Origin of the sequence: Rhizobium sp. CF080 (assembly GCF_000282095.2) — a bacterium.
Lineage (GTDB): Bacteria > Pseudomonadota > Alphaproteobacteria > Rhizobiales > Rhizobiaceae > Neorhizobium.
On sequence record NZ_AKKC02000001.1, the window covers coordinates 61,410 to 78,612 of the forward strand.

Consider the following 17,203-nt stretch of genomic DNA (forward strand, 5'->3'; position numbering starts at 1 on the left):
ATTCATGGCCTATGATCAGAAGCGCGTCGTCGACGCCCTCCGCGCCTTCGAAGCCGGCGAAATCGTCGTCGTCACCGATGACGACGACCGTGAGAACGAAGGCGACCTGATCGTCGCCGCCGTCCACTGCACGCCGGACAAGATGGCCTTCATCGTGCGCCATACATCCGGCATCGTCTGCGCGCCGATGCCGCGAGAAGAGGCCAAACGCCTCAACCTCAACGCCATGGTGGCGGAAAACGACAGCGCCCATACGACGGCCTTCACCGTCACCGTCGACTTCAAGCACGGCACGACGACCGGCATTTCCGCCGAGGACCGGACGCTCACCGTCCGTAACCTCGCCAATCCGAATGTCGGCCCGAGCGATTTCGTGCGGCCCGGCCATATCTTCCCGCTGATCGCCCGCGAAGGCGGCGTGCTGATGCGCTCCGGCCATACGGAAGCGGCCGTCGATCTCTGCAGGCTCGCCGGCCTTCCGCCGATCGGCGTCATCTGCGAACTCGTCAACGACGACGGCACGGTGACGCGCGGCCAGCAGGTCACCGACTTTGCCGCCAAACATGGCCTGAAGCAGGTTTCCGTCGCCGATCTCATCGCCTACCGCCAGCGCAAGGAAACCTTGATCGAGCTGCAGACGGCGTTTGACGTCGAGACGCCGCACGGCAAGGCGAAGGCGCATGCCTATTCGCTGCCCTGGGACCCGATGCAGCATGTGGCGGTGATCTTCGGCGACATCCGTGACGGCGTCGATATTCCGGTCCGCCTGCATCTCGAAAACGTCACCCGCGACGTGTTCGGCACGCAGCGCTCGGTCGATCGTTACATGGCGAAAATCGAGGAAGAGGGTCGCGGCGTGATCATCTACCTGCGCGAAGGTTCGGTCGGCGTCGGCCAGAAGGATCATGGCCGCAAGCTGCGCCAGGACCAGGAGGGCCATGCCGAAGCCCAGGCCCGCGAAAGCGAATGGCTGGAAATCGGCCTCGGCGCGCAGATTCTCAAGGACCTCGGCGTCACCTCGATCAAGCTGCTCACCCGCAGCGAGCGCCACTATGTCGGCCTCGAAGGTTTCGGCATCAAGATCTCCGAGACGGTGATCTGCTGAGCGCCATCAATCCTTAGGGTTGCAAAAGGTTTCGGACCGTTCCATCGTCGCTCGTTGTCGGGCGGCGATTTTTCGTGTACGGATAATAATTGAAGATCATTTGGGACGAGACGAAGCGGCGTGCGAATCTCGAGAAACACGGTCTCGATTTCGCTGATCTCGGCTTTTTTCACTGGGAAACGGCTGTGATGGAACGTGGTCATTCCGGCCGCACCAAAGCCATCGGCTATTTCGAAGATGGCACTGCGGTGGTGATTTTTGCGAAGCTGGGGACGGAAGCCATCTCGATCATCAGCTTCCGACCCGCCAACGCGAAAGAAAGGAGGCTTCTCCTATGGCAATGAAGCATCGAACTCTAAAAGAATTCCAGCCGGGGCGCGGCTACACCAAGGAAGATTGGGACGCCGTGGACAGCCCGCCGCTTACTGATGAAGAACTGGCGAGCATGCGGCCCGCACGCGAAGTCATGCCGCCGGAATTCTTCGAAGCTATCGAAGAACTTCGCCGCACCCGGGGTCGGCCGAAGCTTGAGACGCCGAAGGTGGCCGTGACGCTCAGGCTCGAGCCAGACGTGCTCGAAAAGTTCAAGGCGCGCGGAAAGGACTGGCGGGCCAAGATGGCCGAGGAGCTGCGCAAGGCAGCCGGGCTCTGAGACGGTCTACCGGCTGGCGGCGAGGATTTCCGCGATGAAGCGGTGAGCCTTGAGCGCATCCTCGCCAGTGACGCGCAGCGGCGCGCCGTTGCGGATCGCATCCACGAAGTTTTCGATCAAGGCGCGATGCATTTCGTGGCCGAAAGCCATCGGATTGGCCCCGGCCCCGCTGCCGGATTTTTCACCGCCCTCCGTAATGGTCGTGCCGTCCGTGAAAGCCGCATCCAGCTTGGCGCCCGTAAAGGCGGCAGTGCCTTTGGTGCCGAACAGCTCGATGCGCTCCGGCAGGCCGGGATAGGCGCAGGTGGTGGCGTTCAGCGTGCCGATCGCGCCGTTTTCATAGGTGAAGGTCGCCGTCACGAGGTCCTCGGTTTCCATCGAATGGATCGGGCTGGTGCGGACAAAGGCCGAGACGTCTTTCGGCGAGCCGGCGAAGCTCAGCAGCAGGTCGATCGTGTGGATACCTTGGGTTAGCAGCACGCCGCCGCCGTCGCGTGCCATCGTGCCTCGACCCTCGACGTCGTAATAGCTCTGCGGGCGCCAGTTGCGGATCGCAGCGGAGGCCTCGATCAACTGGCCGAGCCGGCCGGATCTGACGATCTCGTCGAGTTTCAGAGCCGCCGAGCGGAAACGGTTCTGCAGCACCATGGCCAGCAGCACGCCCGCATCCGTCGCAGCGCGGACGATTGCCTCGGAGCGCTCGAAAGAAATGTCGAGCGGTTTTTCCAATAGAATATGCTTTTTCGCCGTAGCACATCGCTGGACGAGTTCCAGATGGCTGCTCGGCGGGGTGAGGATCAGCACGGCCTCGATCGCCTTGTCCGCGAAGATCGCATCGAGATCACCAGTCACGGGGATCGGGTACTCGGCGGCGAACGCCTCGCGCCGGGTTGCGGTCGGGCTGAAGGCCGCGACGCATTCGATCCGGTCGGAAAGGTCGAGCAGGGCGCGGGCATGGTGCCCCGCTGCCATGCCGAGCCCGATCATCGCCACTTTCAGTTTCGTCATCGTCCCCTCCCCTCAGGATCTGTTTTCAGCCGAGAACTTCGAGCGTGCGCATGATGCCGCGCAGTTCCGCCAGACCCTTCAGCCGCCCGATGCAGGAATAGCCGGGATTGACGCGTCTGCCTATGTCGTCGACGATCGCATGGCCGTGGTCGGGCCGCATTGGGATCTGCCAGTCCGCCCGACCTTCGGCCTTGCGGCGCTTTTCCTCGGCCATCAGCGCCATCACGACACGCACCATGTCCGTATCCCCGTCCAGATGTTCGGCCTCGTGGAAGGAACCGTCGCCTTCCCTGGTGACGTTGCGCGGGTGGGCGAAATGGATGTCGGAGGCGAATTCCTTCGCCATGGCGACGAGATCGTTTTCGGGATTGGCGCCGTAGGAGCCGGTGCAGAGCGTGATGCCGTTCGAGGGCGACTTCACTGCCGCTAGCAGCGCGCGCGCATCCGAAGCCTTGCAGACGACGCGCGGCAGGCCGAAGAGCGGGAATGGCGGATCGTCCGGATGGATCGCCATCCTGACACCCGCCTCTTCGGCGACCGGGATGATCTCGCTCAGGAAGGTGAAGAGGTTTTCGCGGAAACCAGTCTCCGACAGTTCCTTGTAGATATCCAGCATACGGTTGAGGCTCTGGCGGTCGTAGACGAATTCGCGGGCCGGCACCCATTCGATCAGGTTGCGCTCGAGGCGGGCGAGATCGGTCTCGCTCGCCGTCTTCAGCCATGTTTCGGCCCTGGCGATACGGTCGGCAGGATGATCGGCCTCGGCGCCGGGGCGCTTCAGGATGAAGACGTCATAGGCGCAGAATTCGACGATATCGAAACGCAGGGCCGTGCCGCCATGCGGCATCTCGTATTCGAGGTCGGTGCGCGTCCAATCGGTGATCGCCATGAAATTGTAGCAGACCGTCCTGATGCCGGCTTTTGCCACCGCGCGGATCGAGGCCTTGTAGTTGTCGATCAGCTCGCGGTACCGCCCGGTGCGGGTCTTGATGTCCTCGTGGACGATGATGCTTTCCACCACCGACCAGGTGAGCCCGGCCGCCTCGATGATCGCCTTGCGCTTTAAAATCTCGTCATCGGGCCAGATGCGGCCATCGTTCAAGTGATGCAGCGCGCTGACGATGCCCGTCGCGCCGGCCTGTTTTACATGCGAAAGCTTGACCGTGTCGTCCGGTCCGAACCAGCGCCAAGTCTGTTCCATCCTATTGTTACCTTATGCTTGTCAGCCGAGCCGCATGCCGGTTGCGGCATCGAAGATATGGCTGTTGGTGGGCGCAAGCGCCAGATTGAGCACCTCGCCGGTTTTTATGAAAAGCCGCTCGCGCAGCTGCGCCGAGAACTTCTGGCCGTCGACGGTGCCCTGCACGAAGGTTTCCGAACCGGTCGGCTCGATATTCGTCACGGTTATCGGAATGCCCTCGTTGCCGGAGGCGATGGCGAGATGTTCCGGCCGGATGCCATAGGTGACCGCGGTACCCGCCAGGACAGAAGCCTCGGGTCCAAGCGGCAGGCGGACACCGTTTTCAGTCAGCACGGACTTACAATCCTCGGCCACCTTGCCGGAGAGGAAATTCATCGAGGGTGAGCCGATGAAGCTGGCGACGAAGGTGTTGACCGGTTTGTCGTAAAGCTCCAGCGGCGCGCCGACCTGCTCGACGATGCCGTCCCGCATCACCACGATCCGGTCGGCCATGGTCATCGCCTCGATCTGGTCGTGGGTGACATAGACGGTGGTCGTCTTGATGCGGGCGTGGATGTCCTTCAGCTCGGCGCGCATCTGCACGCGCAGCTTGGCGTCGAGGTTGGAGAGCGGTTCGTCGAACAGGAAAACCTTGGGGTTGCGGACGATCGCGCGGCCCATGGCGACGCGCTGACGCTGACCGCCGGAGAGCTGTTTCGGGTAACGCTTGAGGTAATCGGTAAGCCCCAGGATACGCGCGGCATCGTTGACCCGCTCGGCAATCTCTTCCTTGGATTTCTTGGCCAGCCGCAGCGAAAAGCCCATGTTCTCGGCAATCGTCATATGCGGGTAGAGCGCATAATTCTGAAAAACCATGGCGATGTCGCGGTTCTTCGGCTCGACCTCGTTGATGACGCGGCCGTCGATGCGGATCGTGCCGCCGGAAATGTCTTCGAGGCCGGCGATCATCCGCAACAGCGTGGACTTGCCGCAGCCGGATGGCCCGACGAGGACGACGAAGGCGCCATCCGGCACATCGACCGACACGCCCTTGATGGTCTCGACGTCGCCATAGGCCTTGCGGACGTTCTGGATTTCAACGGAAGCCATATATCTATCCTGAAACTGTTCGGGTTTGGGGCTTCAGCCGATCTGCGGCGTGAATGGCTGCGAGCAGGCTGAGGCCGGTGTGGTAGCCGGGATCGAGATCCGGCGTGGCGGGCACGAAATCGACGGGGCCGTCCTTCGTCTTGGTCTGGTAGGCGATCGGCGGCGTACCGCGCCAGTAGCGCTCGAAGAAGGCGGCATGCGCGGCCTTCCAGACGTCGAGGCTTGCGGCGCTGCCGGTGCGCTCGTGGACGAGAGCCGCCGAGCGGATGGTTTCCGGCAGCGACCACCAGGGGCAATAGGGGCTCTGTGCCTCACCGGTCTTGATGGACACGGTGAGCGTGATGCCCGGACCGACGAAGCCCTTGTCGAAGGATGAAACGAGGATGCGTTCCAGTTTGTCGATCAATGCCGGATCGGCGGTGTCGTCGAGATAGTCGAGTGCGAAGCCGACAAACTCGATGCCGTGGCCGACATTGCAGCTGTCCTCGCCGGGCACGTTGCGGAGCAGGCCGGTCGCGGCGTCGTAATGCCTGTCGATGACATGGGCGATGAAGCGGTCGGCAAAGGCGAGATGCGCCGTGTGGCCGAAGCGCTTCAGCATGCCGGCCGCGCCGAGCAGGATCATCCGCGGTCCGAAATCGTCCACCTGTTCGGCGGGGCTGTCGAGCGAAAGTGGCCGGCGTTCGTCCATCTGGAAACGGCCGGTTTCGATCGCGGCGATCACCCGGTCGAAATAGGCGAGATGGTCGGCAATATCCGGTAGGCCGTAGCGGCTTGCTGCGGCCACCAGTCCCTTGGCCACGAAGGCGTCGGAATAGGTGTAGATCAGCGCCGGCTTTTCCTGGTGCCGGACCAGGTTGGACTGGTCGGCATAAACGGCCTGCATATCGCGGTCGTAGCAGAAATAGGCGTGGCCATCCGGCTTCTGGAGGTTCGCCAACAGGTCATAGAGACGACGGCCGGCGGCATCGAGCTTTTCGGCCAGGGGCGGCAGCTCCGCGCCGAAGAACTCGGCATGGGTGACGACCGCTTCCAGCCCCCGCCCCTGGATCCAGCCATAGGTGTAATCCGGGCCGCGAACGCCGTCTTCCGCACCATAATCCTTCAGCGTCAGGCTGTTCTGCTTGGTATTCAGAAAACCGCCGCCGAGCATCGGCCGCTGAAGCATCCAGTAGAGGGTGCCGGCATTGGCTGCGGCATAGGTGGTGCGGGCTTCCGCGAAGAAATCCATCGCCATCGTCACTCCTTGAGGCCGGTGCTGGCGACGCCCTGCACGAAATTGCGGCGCAGGATGACGAAGAGAAGGATGGAGGGGATGAGGACCGTGGCGGAGGCGGCGCTGAGGCGGCCGAGATCGACGGTGAAACCGGTCTGGAACAGCGCCAGCCCCACTTCGATCGTGTAGCTGGTGCGGGTCGTCGCGACGATCATCGGCCAGGCGAAGGCGGTCCAGGCCTGGAAGAAGGCAAGCACGGCGAGTGCACCGAGAGCGCCGCGCAGCAGCGGCAGGACGATGTGCAGGAAGATCCAGAACTCGCCGGCGCCGTCGATGCGGGCCGCTTCCAGCAGTTCGTCGGGGATCGAGTGGATGACGTTCTGGCGGATCAGGAAGATGCCGAAACTCATCACCAGGTAACCGAGCAGCAGGCCCCAGACGGAATTGAGGATGCCGAGACTTTTTGCCTGGAAATAGAGCGGGATCATGTAGACCTCGAACGGCACGATGGCGGTTGCGAGGAAGAGCGCGAAGAGGATGTTCAGCGTCCGGAAGCGGAATTTTCCGAAGATATAACCGGCGATCGCCGAGGTGGCGACGATCGCGATCGTCGACATGACGGCAAAGGCGATGCTGTTGCCGATCCAGCGCAAGAGCGGCGTTTCGCCGAGCACGGCGGAGAAATTGGCGATCGTCGGGTCGCGCGGGATGATGGTCGGTGGCCAGCTCAACATTTCCGCCGGCGTCTTAAAGGCGTTCGCCACCAGGAAGACCAGCGGCAGGAGCATCAGGATAGAGACGACGATGAGGAAGACGTCGATCGCGAAGTTGATTGCGCGCTTCCTGCGGCGCAGGCGCACGCCCTCGGAAAGCTCTTCGGTGGTGGGCTCGATATAGTTCACGGAATTGGTCGTCATGCCTTGCCCCTTTCCCGCAGCATCGAGAACTGGATGAGCGTCAGTGCCAGAACGATGACCAGAAGGACGACGGCTTCGGAGGCCGCATAGCCGACGCGATAATTGCGGAAGCTGTTTTCCAGCATGTCGAGAACCAGCACCCGCACCTGCCGTCCGGGCGCGCCTTGTGCATCGGATGCCAGCACGAAGGCCTGGGCATAGACGTTGAAGCCGGATACCAGCGTCACGACCGAAACGTAGAGGGTGATCGGCTTCAGCATCGGGATCGACAGGTACCAGAAGCTCTGCGGGCCGGAAGCGCCGTCTAGCTTGGCCGCTTCATAAAGCGAGACCGGCAGGTTCTTGAAACCGACGATATAGATCAGCACCGCGTAACCCAGCGCCTGCCACGAGCAGAGCACGATGATGCAGATGACGGACAGAACCGGATCGAACAGCCAGGATTGCGCCGGGATGCCGAAAAAGGTCAGCAGCGCATTTAGCGGTCCGAGCCGGGCATCAAAAATCCATTTCCAGGCCATGGCGGCGGGAACCAGCGACACGACATGCGGAATGAAGATCGCGGTCTCGTAGAAACCGGCCATCCGCGAACGGGTGCGGTGGAAGATCAGCGCGGCGATGATCAGCGCCATCGGGATGGTCAGGATCAGCACCCCGAAGGCGATGATCGTGGTATTGACCAGCGCGTCGAGGAACAGATGGTCGCCCATCAGCTCGCGAAAATTGGCGAGGCCGACGAAGGGCTTGTTCTTCGACAGGATGTCCCACTTGAAAAGGCTGAGCCTCAGCGTGTCGGCGATCGGATAAAGCCGCACATAGGCAAAGACTGCCAGGGTCGGCAAAATCGCAAGGATCGCAAAAATCCATCTTTTGCGCTTCAGCATAAAGTTTGGCCTGTAGACAGCAGGGTTCGGCCGCGGCGCGGGTCGGACCCAGGATCCCCGTTTTAAGTGCCCGGAGCAATGATGCTCCGGGCCCATGCGATTGGCGAGTCGTGCCGGCGATTATTTCGCGCCCAAGCCTTCGCGGGTAAGGATGGTGTTCACTTCGTCGCTGGCCTTCTTGAGGAAGGCGTCGATCTTGGCATCGTCGCTGGCAAGCGAAGCGTCGCCGAAGGCGACGACGAGCTGGGCGGCAACGCGGGTCAGGATCTCTTCGATCGGACCGATCGAAGGTAGCGTGAAGAACTCGTAGCCCTTCGGATAGTCGACGAAGGCGGCAAACGCCGGCTGCTTGGACGTGACGGCCGAATAGTCGACGCCCGAACGATTCGGCAGCCAGCCGACGTTCTGGAGCAGCCAGACGAGGTTGTCCGGCGAATTGGCCGCCTTGGCGAATTCCCAGCCGACCTTGGCATCAGCGCCCTTGCCGGCGACATAGAGGTTGGTGGGCAGGGCGATGGAACCCTTCGGCAGCGGGGCGGTGGCGTATTTCAGATCCGGCGCCTTCTTGGCGATATCGCCGATCACCCAGGATTCGCGGATGAACATGGCGGTCTGGCCGCGCTCGAAGGCATCGGCGTCAGCCGGCATTTCCGGGGTGACCGTCTTGGTGGTGAAGATATTGGTGAGGTACTGTTTCAGCGCCTTGCGGCCAGCTTCATTGGCGAAATTGGGCTTCCACTTGCCCTCGCCTGCGGGAACCAGGATGGCGCCGCCATATTGATGCATGTTGATCCAGAATTTCTCCGCAATGCCCTGGCCACCGCCCGAGAGACGCATGCTCCAGCCCGACACACTCGCCTTGCCGGAGGCATCGCGCTTGGTCAGCTTCTCGGCATAGGCCGAATATTCCTCCATGGTCTTCGGCGCGGCCGTCAGCCCTGCAGCCTTGAACATGTCGGTGTTATAATAAAGAGCGCCCTGGCCGCGGAAGAGCGGCACGCCGTAGATCTTGCCGCCCTGGCCCGCGGTATCGCTGAAGAACTTGTCGAAGTTCTTCGGGTCCTTGACGAAGGTCGAGATATCGGCCGGCGCTTCCGGCAGAAGATCGTTTTCGAGGTAACGGGTGGCGGTCGAGCCGGAGAGCTCGATGACTGTCGTGCCGTCCTGGCCGCCGGTGAGGCCAAGCGCGACGCGCTTTTCGTGCTCGCGAAGGGCGATCGCCTCGACCTTCACTTCGAGCTTCGGATAGGCGGCCTTCATGCCCTGCGCGACATGTTCGTAGAACGGCGCCATTTCCGGATAACCGCTCCAGACCGTCAGCGTTTCAGCCGAAACGGTGGAAGCGCCGGAGAGAAGTGCGGCGCCGAATGCCGCGCTCATAAGCAGCGCGCGGGTGGAAATCCTGGTCTTTGCTGATCTGTTTTTCATGTCCCTGTTCCCTTGTTGTTGTTAACAAAAAGCTCTCATGCAACCGGTTGCGTGTCAAGCATCGGATCGTTTGTGACGGCCCATCGGCTCATGCGGCCCCGCTTCCGCTGGAGGTGGCTTTCGCGAGTTCGATAGCGCAGGCCGCGAGCGCTTCGGCAGAGCCCGGCGCGAAGGTCGCGGCCAGGCCGTAATAGCGGTGCGCCTCGTCGACTTCGTAACCGCCGAACTGGAATTCGCTGGCCGGCGGGATGTAGCCGGGATTGTCGCCGGCAAAACCGATGACGAAGGCCGGCTTGTCCGCGCCAAGGCTCGTACGGATGGTCAGCGCCGTCTCCGCAAAGATCTCGCCCGGCAACGCCACGATCGGCACGCCGCCCCAATCGAGCACGGTCACCCGCGCCGGGAGCGATTCAGGCTTGAGGGGCGCGATGTCGCGCGCCCAATCGGCCCAATAGCCGAGCAAGCTTTTGCGGGCGGGTTCGGCGGTCAAAGCCTCGTCCCGCCAGCGGTTTTCGAGAATTTCGGAGGCTTCGGTCTCGCGGCGCTCGAAGGCGAGACTGACGGTGCCGTTGCAGGCATGTACGGTGTCGGAAACCGGCCGTTCCGCGGCGCCGAGCGCTGCCTCGGCGATCTTGCGGCCGATGCTTTCGGCGGCAGCAAAGCTGCGATCCTGGTTCGCCGCAAGCGAGATCGAGGCATGCGCCGAGTGGCCGGTATTGGCATCACCGACGCAGCCGGTCATGAACAGCGCGACTGCGCCCGGATAGGTTTCCTCGAGTGCCTGCCGCACGAAATGAGGATAATCGGCCGTCCAGAGGAGATTGTCGGCCGCCAGCACCACCGGGTGGCAGGCGTAGGCGGTGATCAAGGCGATCATGCTGCCATCCGTGGCGCGGATGCGAAGGAGCGGCAGGGAAGTGTCCACGGGTCCGCCCGGATGGCGCCGATTACGCGCAATCCCCGGATCACTTCCCTGCCCCACAGTAACCGTTGCCGGCCGGCGCATGGTGGCGGCCTTGTCGATGGCGGCGACGCAGGCATCTTCCAGCCGCGCCAGATAGGCTGGATCGGCTGCGATGCTGAGCCGGCCGGCCATGGAAACCGGGCCGCCGTGATTGTGGAGTGCGGCGACCACGACGTTCTCCGCCGGAAGGACGCAGCGCTCGCGGATCCGAGCGCTCGCCGCGGCATCGATGCCGATGACGTCGGCAACGACGACCGCCGTGTCCCCGACTACCACGGCACGGGCCGCGAGGGCATCATGAGCGCCCTTGGCCGGCAGGGTGCGGGCCGCAAAACCGGACATGGCAAGACCCGGCGGCGGGGTGATATCGACGATGGCGGCTCCGGCTTGGATCATGCGCAGAACGCCTTCTCGCCGTGGACCCAGGCTTCCCGCACCTTCAGCTCGCGCACGCCTTCCGACCATTCGAAACGGATGAGATCGGCACGGGCGCCGACTTCCAGCAGGCCGCGACCGCCGACAAAGTGGCCGGGATTGCGGGTTGCGAGCAAAAGTGTATCGGCCAGCGGAAGGCCCGCCATCTGCGATGCGATCGCGATATTGGCCGATAGCGGCAGGCTGGCACCGGCGAGATAGGGCGTGCCGGCAACGCTGATCCGGCCCTCGGGTGATACCTCGACCCGGCCGCCGACCGGCTGGTCGTAGATGCCGGCGGGCATGCCGGCGAGCGCCACCATGTCGGACACGAGGATGGCGCGATCCGAACCCTTGGCGCGCAGCATGGCCTTGAATGTGTCGGCCGGTAGATGCCAGCCGTCGGCAATGAAGCTTGCCGTCAACCGGTCGTCGGCAAGCTGCGCCCAGATGAAATTCGGATGGCGCGGCAGCATCGCGGCAGCACCATTGCCGAGATGAGTGGAGAGGACCGCACCCGCTTCCGCCGCCGCATGGATTTCCTCCGGCGTTGCGGCTGTGTGGCCGAGCGCCACGTGGACTCCCCTCGCCGTCAGCGCACGGATGTATTCGATGCTTCCTTCATGTTCCGGCGCGATCGTCACCATCGAAACCAGATTGCCCGACGCCTGCTGCCAGCGATCGAATTCGGCGATAGACGGCGGGCGGACATGGGCTAAAGGATGAGCGCCGCGTGGACCGTCCTTATCGGAGATAGAGGGGCCTTCGACATGTATGCCCGGCACCATTTCGGCGATCAACTGGTGACCGGCACGGATTCTTGCGATATCGGCGAGCGCCTGAAGGATGGAGGCCTCGGAGGCCGTGATAATGGTCGGTAGCCAGGTCGTGACCCCGACGCTCAGCATCTCCTCGCAGAGCGACAGCAGGATGTTTGGGGTGACCTCGCCATTGTTCAGGTCAAAACCACGGTAGCCGTTGACCTGCAGGTCGATCAGCCCGGCGGAGAGATAAAATGGACCGGTATTTTCCGCCGGACGGATGGCGGCAATCGTGCCATCGGCGATTTCGATCGCAAAACCTCTGCCGGTGCGGGGATCGATACCGTCGACAACCATGGTCAGAGCGCCCTCACCCTGCCCTGGAAATTGGCGATGAAACGGCCGTTCGCCTCGTCGCCTCCCGGCGCATTGCCGCTGCGCCAGACCGGCGGCTCCATCCCCCGTTCGACAAGCTTCGCCACCGTGCGGATGACCAGGCAATTCAGCGTGAACGCGTTGGCGAAGGTGGAGATCGCCGCGATGTTTTCACCCATGCCGGGGACCTTCACGACCGCATCGCCGATCGGCACCTTGCAGTCGATAGCGATGTCGACGATGTCATGCAGGTTCTGTTTGGTCGGGTGGCGCGCCGGATGATCCGGCGAGGTTTTCGAAGCGTGTTCGCGGGAGCTGACACCGATCAGGAAGGCACCGCGGCGTTTCGCCTCCAGGGCCGCATCGATCAGCGCCGCGTTGATGCCGTAGGCGTTGACGAGGATCAGCAGGTCGGTGTCGCCGAGTCGCTGGTTTGCAATCACCACCTTGCCGTAACCCGGCGTGCGCTCGATCGCCATGGAACGGAGCGCGCCGTTCGACAGAAGCGTGCCTTCATCGAGAATGGCGCTGATATGCATCAGCCCGCCGGCGCGGAAGAAGACTTCCTGCGAGGCGAGATTGGAATGGCCGCCGGGGCCGTAGATATGCACCAGCCGGTCGGCGGCAATCTGGTCGGCGAGTTTTGACGCCGCCTGATCGAGCGGGGCCTTTTCCTCTTCCAGGACCCGGCGCATCAAGCCTTGAGTCGAGGCGAAATAACCTTCGCAGAGCGCATCCGTATCGATGACGGGGGTCTCAGGCATCGGGGTCAGAATCCTTGTCGATATAGAGGGTGCAGGCGGCGTGGAAGCGCAGGACGCTGGCCGGGCATTCGGTGGTCAGCGGGCCGTAAAGCGTTTTCGAAACGGCGTCGCGCTTGACGGCGCCCGGCACGACGCAGAACATCCGGTCAGCGCGCAACAGGCGCGGCACCGTCAGCGTGATCGCCTCGTTGGGCACCGACGCGATATCCGGGAAACAGTCGTCATCGACCTGCTGCTGGCGGCAGATATCGTCCAGTTCGACGATCTTGACGTCCAGCGGATCGTTGAAATCGGCGACCGGCGGGTCGTTGAAGGCGATATGGCCGTTGACGCCGATGCCGAGGCAGACGAAATCGATCGGCGCCTCGTTCAGCAGATCGGCGTAACGACGGACTTCGGCGCTCGCATCCGGCTCAGGGGTGATGCGGTGCACGGCGGCGAACGGCAGCTTGCCGAACACATGCTCATCCAGCCAGTTGACGAACCGCGCCGGCGAGGACGGCGACAGGCCGATATATTCATCCATGTGGAAGGCGGTGACGCGGCCCCAGTCGATGCCCGGCACGGCGCAGAGCGCCTTCAGCATATCGGCCTGGCTGGGGGCGGCGGCAAAGACCATGCGGACGTCCGCTTGGTTAGCGAGGCGCTCGGTCAAGGCGGCGGCAATATCGGCGGCCGCGGCGGCGCCCATCTCGGCCCGTGTTGCGAAGCTTTCGACCGAGAGACGGTCGAAGGTCCGCCGCGTTTCCGGCGAAGGACGATGGGCGGTGGCGAAGCTCAAACGCGGTCTCCATGTCGTCTGGGAGGGAACCGTCCGGGCAGTGGCGATGCGTCGCCGCATCCCTTGCAGGTCCCCACTTTTGTTAATGAAAGAGTTCCATGCAACCGGTTGCATGTCAAGTGGATGAATGTCAGTCTTCGCGTCAGAATTGATAGCGCAGCGGACTTCATGTTAAGTGCCAAGCCAAACGGGCGAGTTCTCAATTTCCATGATCAAACGGACCAAGGGCGTCACCATCAGCCAGGTCGCCGATGCGGCAGGCGTTGCGCGTTCCAGCGTCTCGCGCGCCTTCACGCGGCCGGACATGCTCTCCCCGGAAACTGTGACCCGCATCATGAAGGCGGCCGAAGCGCTCGGCTACGTGCCGAACCATACGGCGCGGGCACTCAGCACCGGGCGGCACGGCAATGTCGGGCTGATCGTGCCCGATATCGCCAACCCGTTCTTTCCACCTCTGATCCAGGCGGCCCAGCTCGAAGCGGACCGTTCCGATTTCTGCATCTTCCTCGGCAATACCGAAGAAAACCCCAAGCAGGAGGACAAGCTGGTCGGCCGGTTCGCCGGCCAGGTGGAAGGCCTCGTGCTCGCCTCCTCGCGCCTCTCGGACGAGCGCATCCGCGCCCATGCGGGCCTGTTGCCGCTGGTCTTGATCAACCGCGATATCGACGGCATTCCGCGCGTGCTGATCGACAGCGGTTCGGGTGTGCGCGAAGCGGTCGAACATCTCGCCAAGCTCGGACATCGCCGGATCGTCTATGTCAGCGGCCCGTCGAATTCCTGGTCGAACAAGCAGCGCCGCACCGCCATCAAGGCCGCCGCATCAAGGCTGGATATCGTGGTGGAAACCGTACCGGCAGTGCTGGCGAGCTATAATTCCGGCCGCAACGCGGTGAGCGCGATCCTTGCCACCGGCGCCACGGCAGCCGTCGCGTTCGATGACCTGACAGCCCAGGGCGTGCTCGCCGGGCTTTCCGAAAAGCGCGTCTCGGTGCCGTCAGATTTCAGCCTGATCGGCTGCGACGACGTGCTCGGCGCCGTCACCTATCCTGCCCTCACCTCGGTCTCCAACCGCTCGACGGAGGCCGGCCGGGTGGCCGTCTCGCTGCTCCTCGACATGCTGCAGTCTCGGGCCATCCGCGACGTGCGCTACGTGCTGGAAACACATCTTGTGGTGCGCAATACGACCACCGCCTTGCGATAGATGGGAACCTTGGCCTCCGCGGCAGGTTGGATGGAAGTCCAACCTTTACAAGGGAGGTTTTCATGCCGAAGAAAAAATGGTCGCAGGACGTGACCGAGCACAGCGACGCGATGGACCTGAGGGATGGCGTGTTCAAATCGCGCAGTCCGAAAAAGATCGCCGAGTCCCTCAAGCATTCCGCCGAAGCCAGTCAGCGTCGCAAGTCGAGCCCGTTCCAGTCGGCCATGTCGATGCTGAATTTCTACATCAACCGCGCCGGCGGCCAGCTTTCGAAATCGCGCCGCGCCACGCTGGAGAAGGCCAAGGATGAGCTTCGCAAGGATTTCGGCCGTGAACCGAAGCATTAAAACCACCCCGCCAAGCCTCGACAGCATGACCTCCGCCGCCGATGTCACCATCGAAACCATTCTCTTCGAATTCAGCGACTGGGTGCCGAACAATCCCGATCTGCCGGTGCTGATCTATCGCAACGCCATCCCGGCCGAAGGGGAGATGGCGCCGAAGTTCGAAGATCGGTTCCAGTCGAATGGCTGGCAGGGCATCTGGCGCAACGGCGTCTTCGACTACCAGCACTATCACACCGGCGCTCATGAGGTGCTGGGGATCGCCGGCGGCCGGGCGCGGTTGCTGATCGGCGGGCCGGCCGGCGCCGAACTGAGCGTCCATGCCGGAGACTGCCTGATCTTGCCGGCCGGCACCGGCCACAGGCGGATCGATGCCAGCCGGGATTTCCTGGTGGTCGGCGCCTACCCGCCCGGACAGGACGCGGACATACAGACCGGACCGGCAGACCAGGTGCAGCTCGACACCATTGCGCGCCTGCCGCTTCCAAAGACCGATCCCGTCGAAGGCGCCGACGGCGCCCTTCTTCGCGCATGGTCGCGACGTTGATTTTCCAGTTGCCTCCATGCAATCCACATCTCTCGGCGAGTGCCCCAACAATGACGAGCCTCCCTGTCTTGGCCGAACTTTCCAGGCGGCGGAATATCGCCGTTTCGTGCCGGAATTCGCCCACAAAACAAGCATTGCAACGTTGCAGCATAAGCGCGCCCCTTGGAGCCATTAGATTTCGGCTTGAGGGCCATTCACGACAGCAGAGCGTTTGACGACCTCCAAAATGTATGGCTTCCTTATATCACGACGCGAACGGGAGGAGACTGTTCGCGTCACATCACACTCCGGCTTGCCCGCGAGGTGCCGGACTGAACTCTAGGAGGAGAGTGCAGTGAAGCGATTTCTAGCAGGCGCCCTGGCGCTGGTGTTTTCCGCATACATTCCGGGCGGCACTGCCACCGCCGCCGACGAATATCCGACCCGGCAGATCACGCTGATCGCCGGTTTCCCGGCCGGCAGCGGCGCGGACGTCTACGCCCGCTTCTTCGCCAAGAAACTCGAGGAACAGCTGAAGCAGACCGTCATCGTCGATAACAAGCCGGGCGGTCTCGGAAGCCTTTCGGTCGTCGCACTCAAGAACGCCAAGCCGGACGGCTATACGATGCTGATCGGTTCGGCCGACCAGTTCACGGCGGCGCCCTACGTCTTCAACGCCCCGCCCTATGATCCGCTCAAGGACTTTGACTATGTCGCGCCGGTGTTCAGCCAGGCATTCATGATGCTGGTCAACGCCAAGTCGCCCTACCAGAAGATTTCCGACCTGAGCAAGGCGATGAAGGAAAAGGGCGCCAAGGGCTCCTACGCCACGTCGAACTTCCCGTCTGTCATCCTTGCCGAAATGTACAAGGCCAATACCGGCGTGCCGGACACACTTCAGGTGCGCTACAAGACCAGCGCGGACTCGCTCAACGACTTTGCAAGCGGCGCGATCGACTACATGGTCGGCGATCCGGTCTTCGGCCTTGCCCGCTCGCGCGACGGAACGCTGCGCGTGCTGGCGGTCAGCACGGCGAAGCGCATTTCCTCGGTGCCGGACATCCCGACTTTCGCGGAAGAAGGCGTCCCGAATGTCGACGTGCGCATCTGGTGGGTTCTCGCCGCGCCCAAGGGCACGCCGAAGGATATTCTCGACAAGATGCACAAGGTGATGACCCAGGTCACCACCAGCGAAGAAGCCCGCAAGTTCGTCGGCACCAATGGCGGCGAGCCGATGACGCTCGACAGCCCGAAGGCGACCCTCGACTATGCGACGATGGACACCAAGCGCTGGGAAGAGTGGGCCAAGATCGGCAAGATCGAAAAGCAGTAAGCTTCCAGAGGCATGACCAGATCGGAAAGGCTGGAGGGGATCTCCGGCCTTTTCCGTTTCAGCGTGCCAGAATAGAGCTGATAATGCGCCCACAGAAACAACTCCGGATTGTTCATCTGCATCAATAGCTTCGCTGAAGATGCACGCCTGAGGGATGAGAAACCGCGTGAGTCAGGCAATTTTATCGGAACCAGCACCGCCGCTCGACAGTTAGACCGCCAATTCGACGGCTCTAATCGA

General features: G+C 62.8%; 18 protein-coding genes. 7 read left to right on the top strand and 11 right to left on the bottom strand.

What is annotated here, in order from left to right:
• The first annotated feature begins 4 nt into the window (after positions 1–4).
• The 3 genes from ribB to PMI07_RS00355 all read left to right on the top strand — a co-directional run bounded on the left by ribB (position 5) and on the right by PMI07_RS00355 (position 1,757).
• Entirely contained in the window at positions 5–1,105 is a 1,101-nt protein-coding gene (gene ribB, locus PMI07_RS00345; protein ID WP_007772253.1) for a 3,4-dihydroxy-2-butanone-4-phosphate synthase, read from the top strand.
• 89 nt (positions 1,106–1,194) lie between these two features.
• Positions 1,195–1,449 carry a BrnT family toxin gene (locus tag PMI07_RS00350; RefSeq protein ID WP_007772255.1) on the top strand — a complete coding sequence of 85 codons (255 nt, stop codon included), beginning with the start codon at positions 1,195–1,197 and terminating at the stop codon, positions 1,447–1,449.
• The gene (locus PMI07_RS00355) at positions 1,440–1,757 is read left to right on the top strand and encodes a BrnA antitoxin family protein (protein WP_007772257.1); all 318 of its coding nucleotides are present in this window, start codon (positions 1,440–1,442) and stop codon (positions 1,755–1,757) included. Before PMI07_RS00350 ends, PMI07_RS00355 begins: the two co-directional genes overlap by 10 nt.
• 6 nt (positions 1,758–1,763) lie before the next feature.
• Here PMI07_RS00355 and PMI07_RS00360 read toward each other — a convergent pair whose 3' ends face one another.
• From PMI07_RS00360 to PMI07_RS00410, 11 genes are all read right to left on the bottom strand, one after another.
• Positions 1,764–2,765 carry a Gfo/Idh/MocA family oxidoreductase gene (locus PMI07_RS00360; protein ID WP_007772259.1) on the bottom strand — a complete coding sequence of 334 codons (1,002 nt, stop codon included), beginning with the start codon at positions 2,763–2,765 and terminating at the stop codon, positions 1,764–1,766.
• A 25-nt stretch (positions 2,766–2,790) separates the two neighbouring features.
• Positions 2,791–3,966, bottom strand: coding sequence for a mannonate dehydratase (gene uxuA, locus PMI07_RS00365; RefSeq protein ID WP_007772266.1), 1,176 nt, complete (start codon positions 3,964–3,966; stop codon positions 2,791–2,793).
• Positions 3,967–3,987: 21 nt separating this feature from the next.
• A complete protein-coding gene (ugpC, locus tag PMI07_RS00370) occupies positions 3,988–5,055 on the bottom strand; it encodes a sn-glycerol-3-phosphate ABC transporter ATP-binding protein UgpC (protein WP_007773306.1) in 1,068 nt (355 codons plus the stop codon).
• A 4-nt stretch (positions 5,056–5,059) separates the two neighbouring features.
• On the bottom strand, positions 5,060–6,292 hold the full coding sequence (locus PMI07_RS00375; RefSeq protein ID WP_024163430.1) for an AGE family epimerase/isomerase: 1,233 nt from the start codon (positions 6,290–6,292) through the stop codon (positions 5,060–5,062).
• A gap of 2 nt (positions 6,293–6,294) precedes the next feature.
• Positions 6,295–7,188: a carbohydrate ABC transporter permease gene (locus tag PMI07_RS00380; protein WP_007758434.1), complete on the bottom strand. Its 894-nt coding sequence runs from the start codon at positions 7,186–7,188 to the stop codon at positions 6,295–6,297.
• Complete coding sequence (locus PMI07_RS00385; protein WP_007758433.1) at positions 7,185–8,072, bottom strand: sugar ABC transporter permease; 888 nt, start codon at positions 8,070–8,072, stop codon at positions 7,185–7,187. Before PMI07_RS00385 ends, PMI07_RS00380 begins: the two co-directional genes overlap by 4 nt.
• A 120-nt stretch (positions 8,073–8,192) precedes the next feature.
• Positions 8,193–9,500, bottom strand: a complete 1,308-nt coding sequence (locus PMI07_RS00390; RefSeq protein ID WP_007758432.1) for an extracellular solute-binding protein — start codon at positions 9,498–9,500, stop codon at positions 8,193–8,195.
• 88 nt (positions 9,501–9,588) lie between these two features.
• A complete protein-coding gene (locus PMI07_RS00395; RefSeq protein ID WP_024163431.1) occupies positions 9,589–10,860 on the bottom strand; it encodes a neutral/alkaline non-lysosomal ceramidase N-terminal domain-containing protein in 1,272 nt (423 codons plus the stop codon).
• Positions 10,857–11,996 (bottom strand): amidohydrolase family protein, encoded by a 1,140-nt coding sequence (locus PMI07_RS00400; protein WP_007757644.1) that lies wholly within the window; start codon positions 11,994–11,996, stop codon positions 10,857–10,859. Before PMI07_RS00400 ends, PMI07_RS00395 begins: the two co-directional genes overlap by 4 nt.
• A 2-nt stretch (positions 11,997–11,998) precedes the next feature.
• A complete protein-coding gene (locus PMI07_RS00405; RefSeq protein WP_007757646.1) occupies positions 11,999–12,778 on the bottom strand; it encodes an SIS domain-containing protein in 780 nt (259 codons plus the stop codon).
• The gene (locus PMI07_RS00410; protein WP_348626220.1) at positions 12,771–13,559 is read right to left on the bottom strand and encodes a 6-phosphogluconolactonase; all 789 of its coding nucleotides are present in this window, start codon (positions 13,557–13,559) and stop codon (positions 12,771–12,773) included. Before PMI07_RS00410 ends, PMI07_RS00405 begins: the two co-directional genes overlap by 8 nt.
• 208 nt (positions 13,560–13,767) lie before the next feature.
• Here PMI07_RS00410 and PMI07_RS00415 point away from each other — a divergent pair, with 208 nt between their 5' ends.
• The 4 genes from PMI07_RS00415 (at position 13,768) to PMI07_RS00430 (ending at position 16,963) form a co-directional block, all read left to right on the top strand.
• Positions 13,768–14,760, top strand: a complete 993-nt coding sequence (locus PMI07_RS00415; protein WP_007757648.1) for a LacI family DNA-binding transcriptional regulator — start codon at positions 13,768–13,770, stop codon at positions 14,758–14,760.
• A gap of 62 nt (positions 14,761–14,822) precedes the next feature.
• Positions 14,823–15,107, top strand: a complete 285-nt coding sequence (locus PMI07_RS00420) for a DUF3175 domain-containing protein (RefSeq protein ID WP_007757649.1) — start codon at positions 14,823–14,825, stop codon at positions 15,105–15,107.
• A gap of 25 nt (positions 15,108–15,132) precedes the next feature.
• Positions 15,133–15,651 carry a cupin gene (locus PMI07_RS00425; protein ID WP_037084870.1) on the top strand — a complete coding sequence of 173 codons (519 nt, stop codon included), beginning with the start codon at positions 15,133–15,135 and terminating at the stop codon, positions 15,649–15,651.
• Between the two features lie 334 nt (positions 15,652–15,985).
• Complete coding sequence (locus PMI07_RS00430; protein ID WP_007757652.1) at positions 15,986–16,963, top strand: tripartite tricarboxylate transporter substrate binding protein; 978 nt, start codon at positions 15,986–15,988, stop codon at positions 16,961–16,963.
• Positions 16,964–17,203 lie beyond the last annotated feature (240 nt).

Excerpts from the sequence above, each read along its gene's own strand:
- ribB (WP_007772253.1), top strand. The coding sequence starts at position 5 with ATGGCCTATGATCAGAAGCGCGTCGTCGACGCCCTCCGCGCCTTCGAA.
- PMI07_RS00355 (WP_007772257.1), top strand. The coding sequence starts at position 1,440 with ATGGCAATGAAGCATCGAACTCTAAAAGAATTCCAGCCGGGGCGCGGC.
- PMI07_RS00360 (WP_007772259.1), bottom strand. The coding sequence starts at position 2,765 with ATGACGAAACTGAAAGTGGCGATGATCGGGCTCGGCATGGCAGCGGGG.
- uxuA (WP_007772266.1), bottom strand. The coding sequence starts at position 3,966 with ATGGAACAGACTTGGCGCTGGTTCGGACCGGACGACACGGTCAAGCTT.
- ugpC (WP_007773306.1), bottom strand. The coding sequence starts at position 5,055 with ATGGCTTCCGTTGAAATCCAGAACGTCCGCAAGGCCTATGGCGACGTC.
- PMI07_RS00375 (WP_024163430.1), bottom strand. The coding sequence starts at position 6,292 with ATGGCGATGGATTTCTTCGCGGAAGCCCGCACCACCTATGCCGCAGCC.
- PMI07_RS00380 (WP_007758434.1), bottom strand. The coding sequence starts at position 7,188 with ATGACGACCAATTCCGTGAACTATATCGAGCCCACCACCGAAGAGCTT.
- PMI07_RS00385 (WP_007758433.1), bottom strand. The coding sequence starts at position 8,072 with ATGCTGAAGCGCAAAAGATGGATTTTTGCGATCCTTGCGATTTTGCCG.
- PMI07_RS00390 (WP_007758432.1), bottom strand. The coding sequence starts at position 9,500 with ATGAAAAACAGATCAGCAAAGACCAGGATTTCCACCCGCGCGCTGCTT.
- PMI07_RS00395 (WP_024163431.1), bottom strand. The coding sequence starts at position 10,860 with ATGATCCAAGCCGGAGCCGCCATCGTCGATATCACCCCGCCGCCGGGT.
- PMI07_RS00400 (WP_007757644.1), bottom strand. The coding sequence starts at position 11,996 with ATGGTTGTCGACGGTATCGATCCCCGCACCGGCAGAGGTTTTGCGATC.
- PMI07_RS00405 (WP_007757646.1), bottom strand. The coding sequence starts at position 12,778 with ATGCCTGAGACCCCCGTCATCGATACGGATGCGCTCTGCGAAGGTTAT.
- PMI07_RS00415 (WP_007757648.1), top strand. The coding sequence starts at position 13,768 with ATGATCAAACGGACCAAGGGCGTCACCATCAGCCAGGTCGCCGATGCG.
- PMI07_RS00420 (WP_007757649.1), top strand. The coding sequence starts at position 14,823 with ATGCCGAAGAAAAAATGGTCGCAGGACGTGACCGAGCACAGCGACGCG.
- PMI07_RS00425 (WP_037084870.1), top strand. The coding sequence starts at position 15,133 with ATGACCTCCGCCGCCGATGTCACCATCGAAACCATTCTCTTCGAATTC.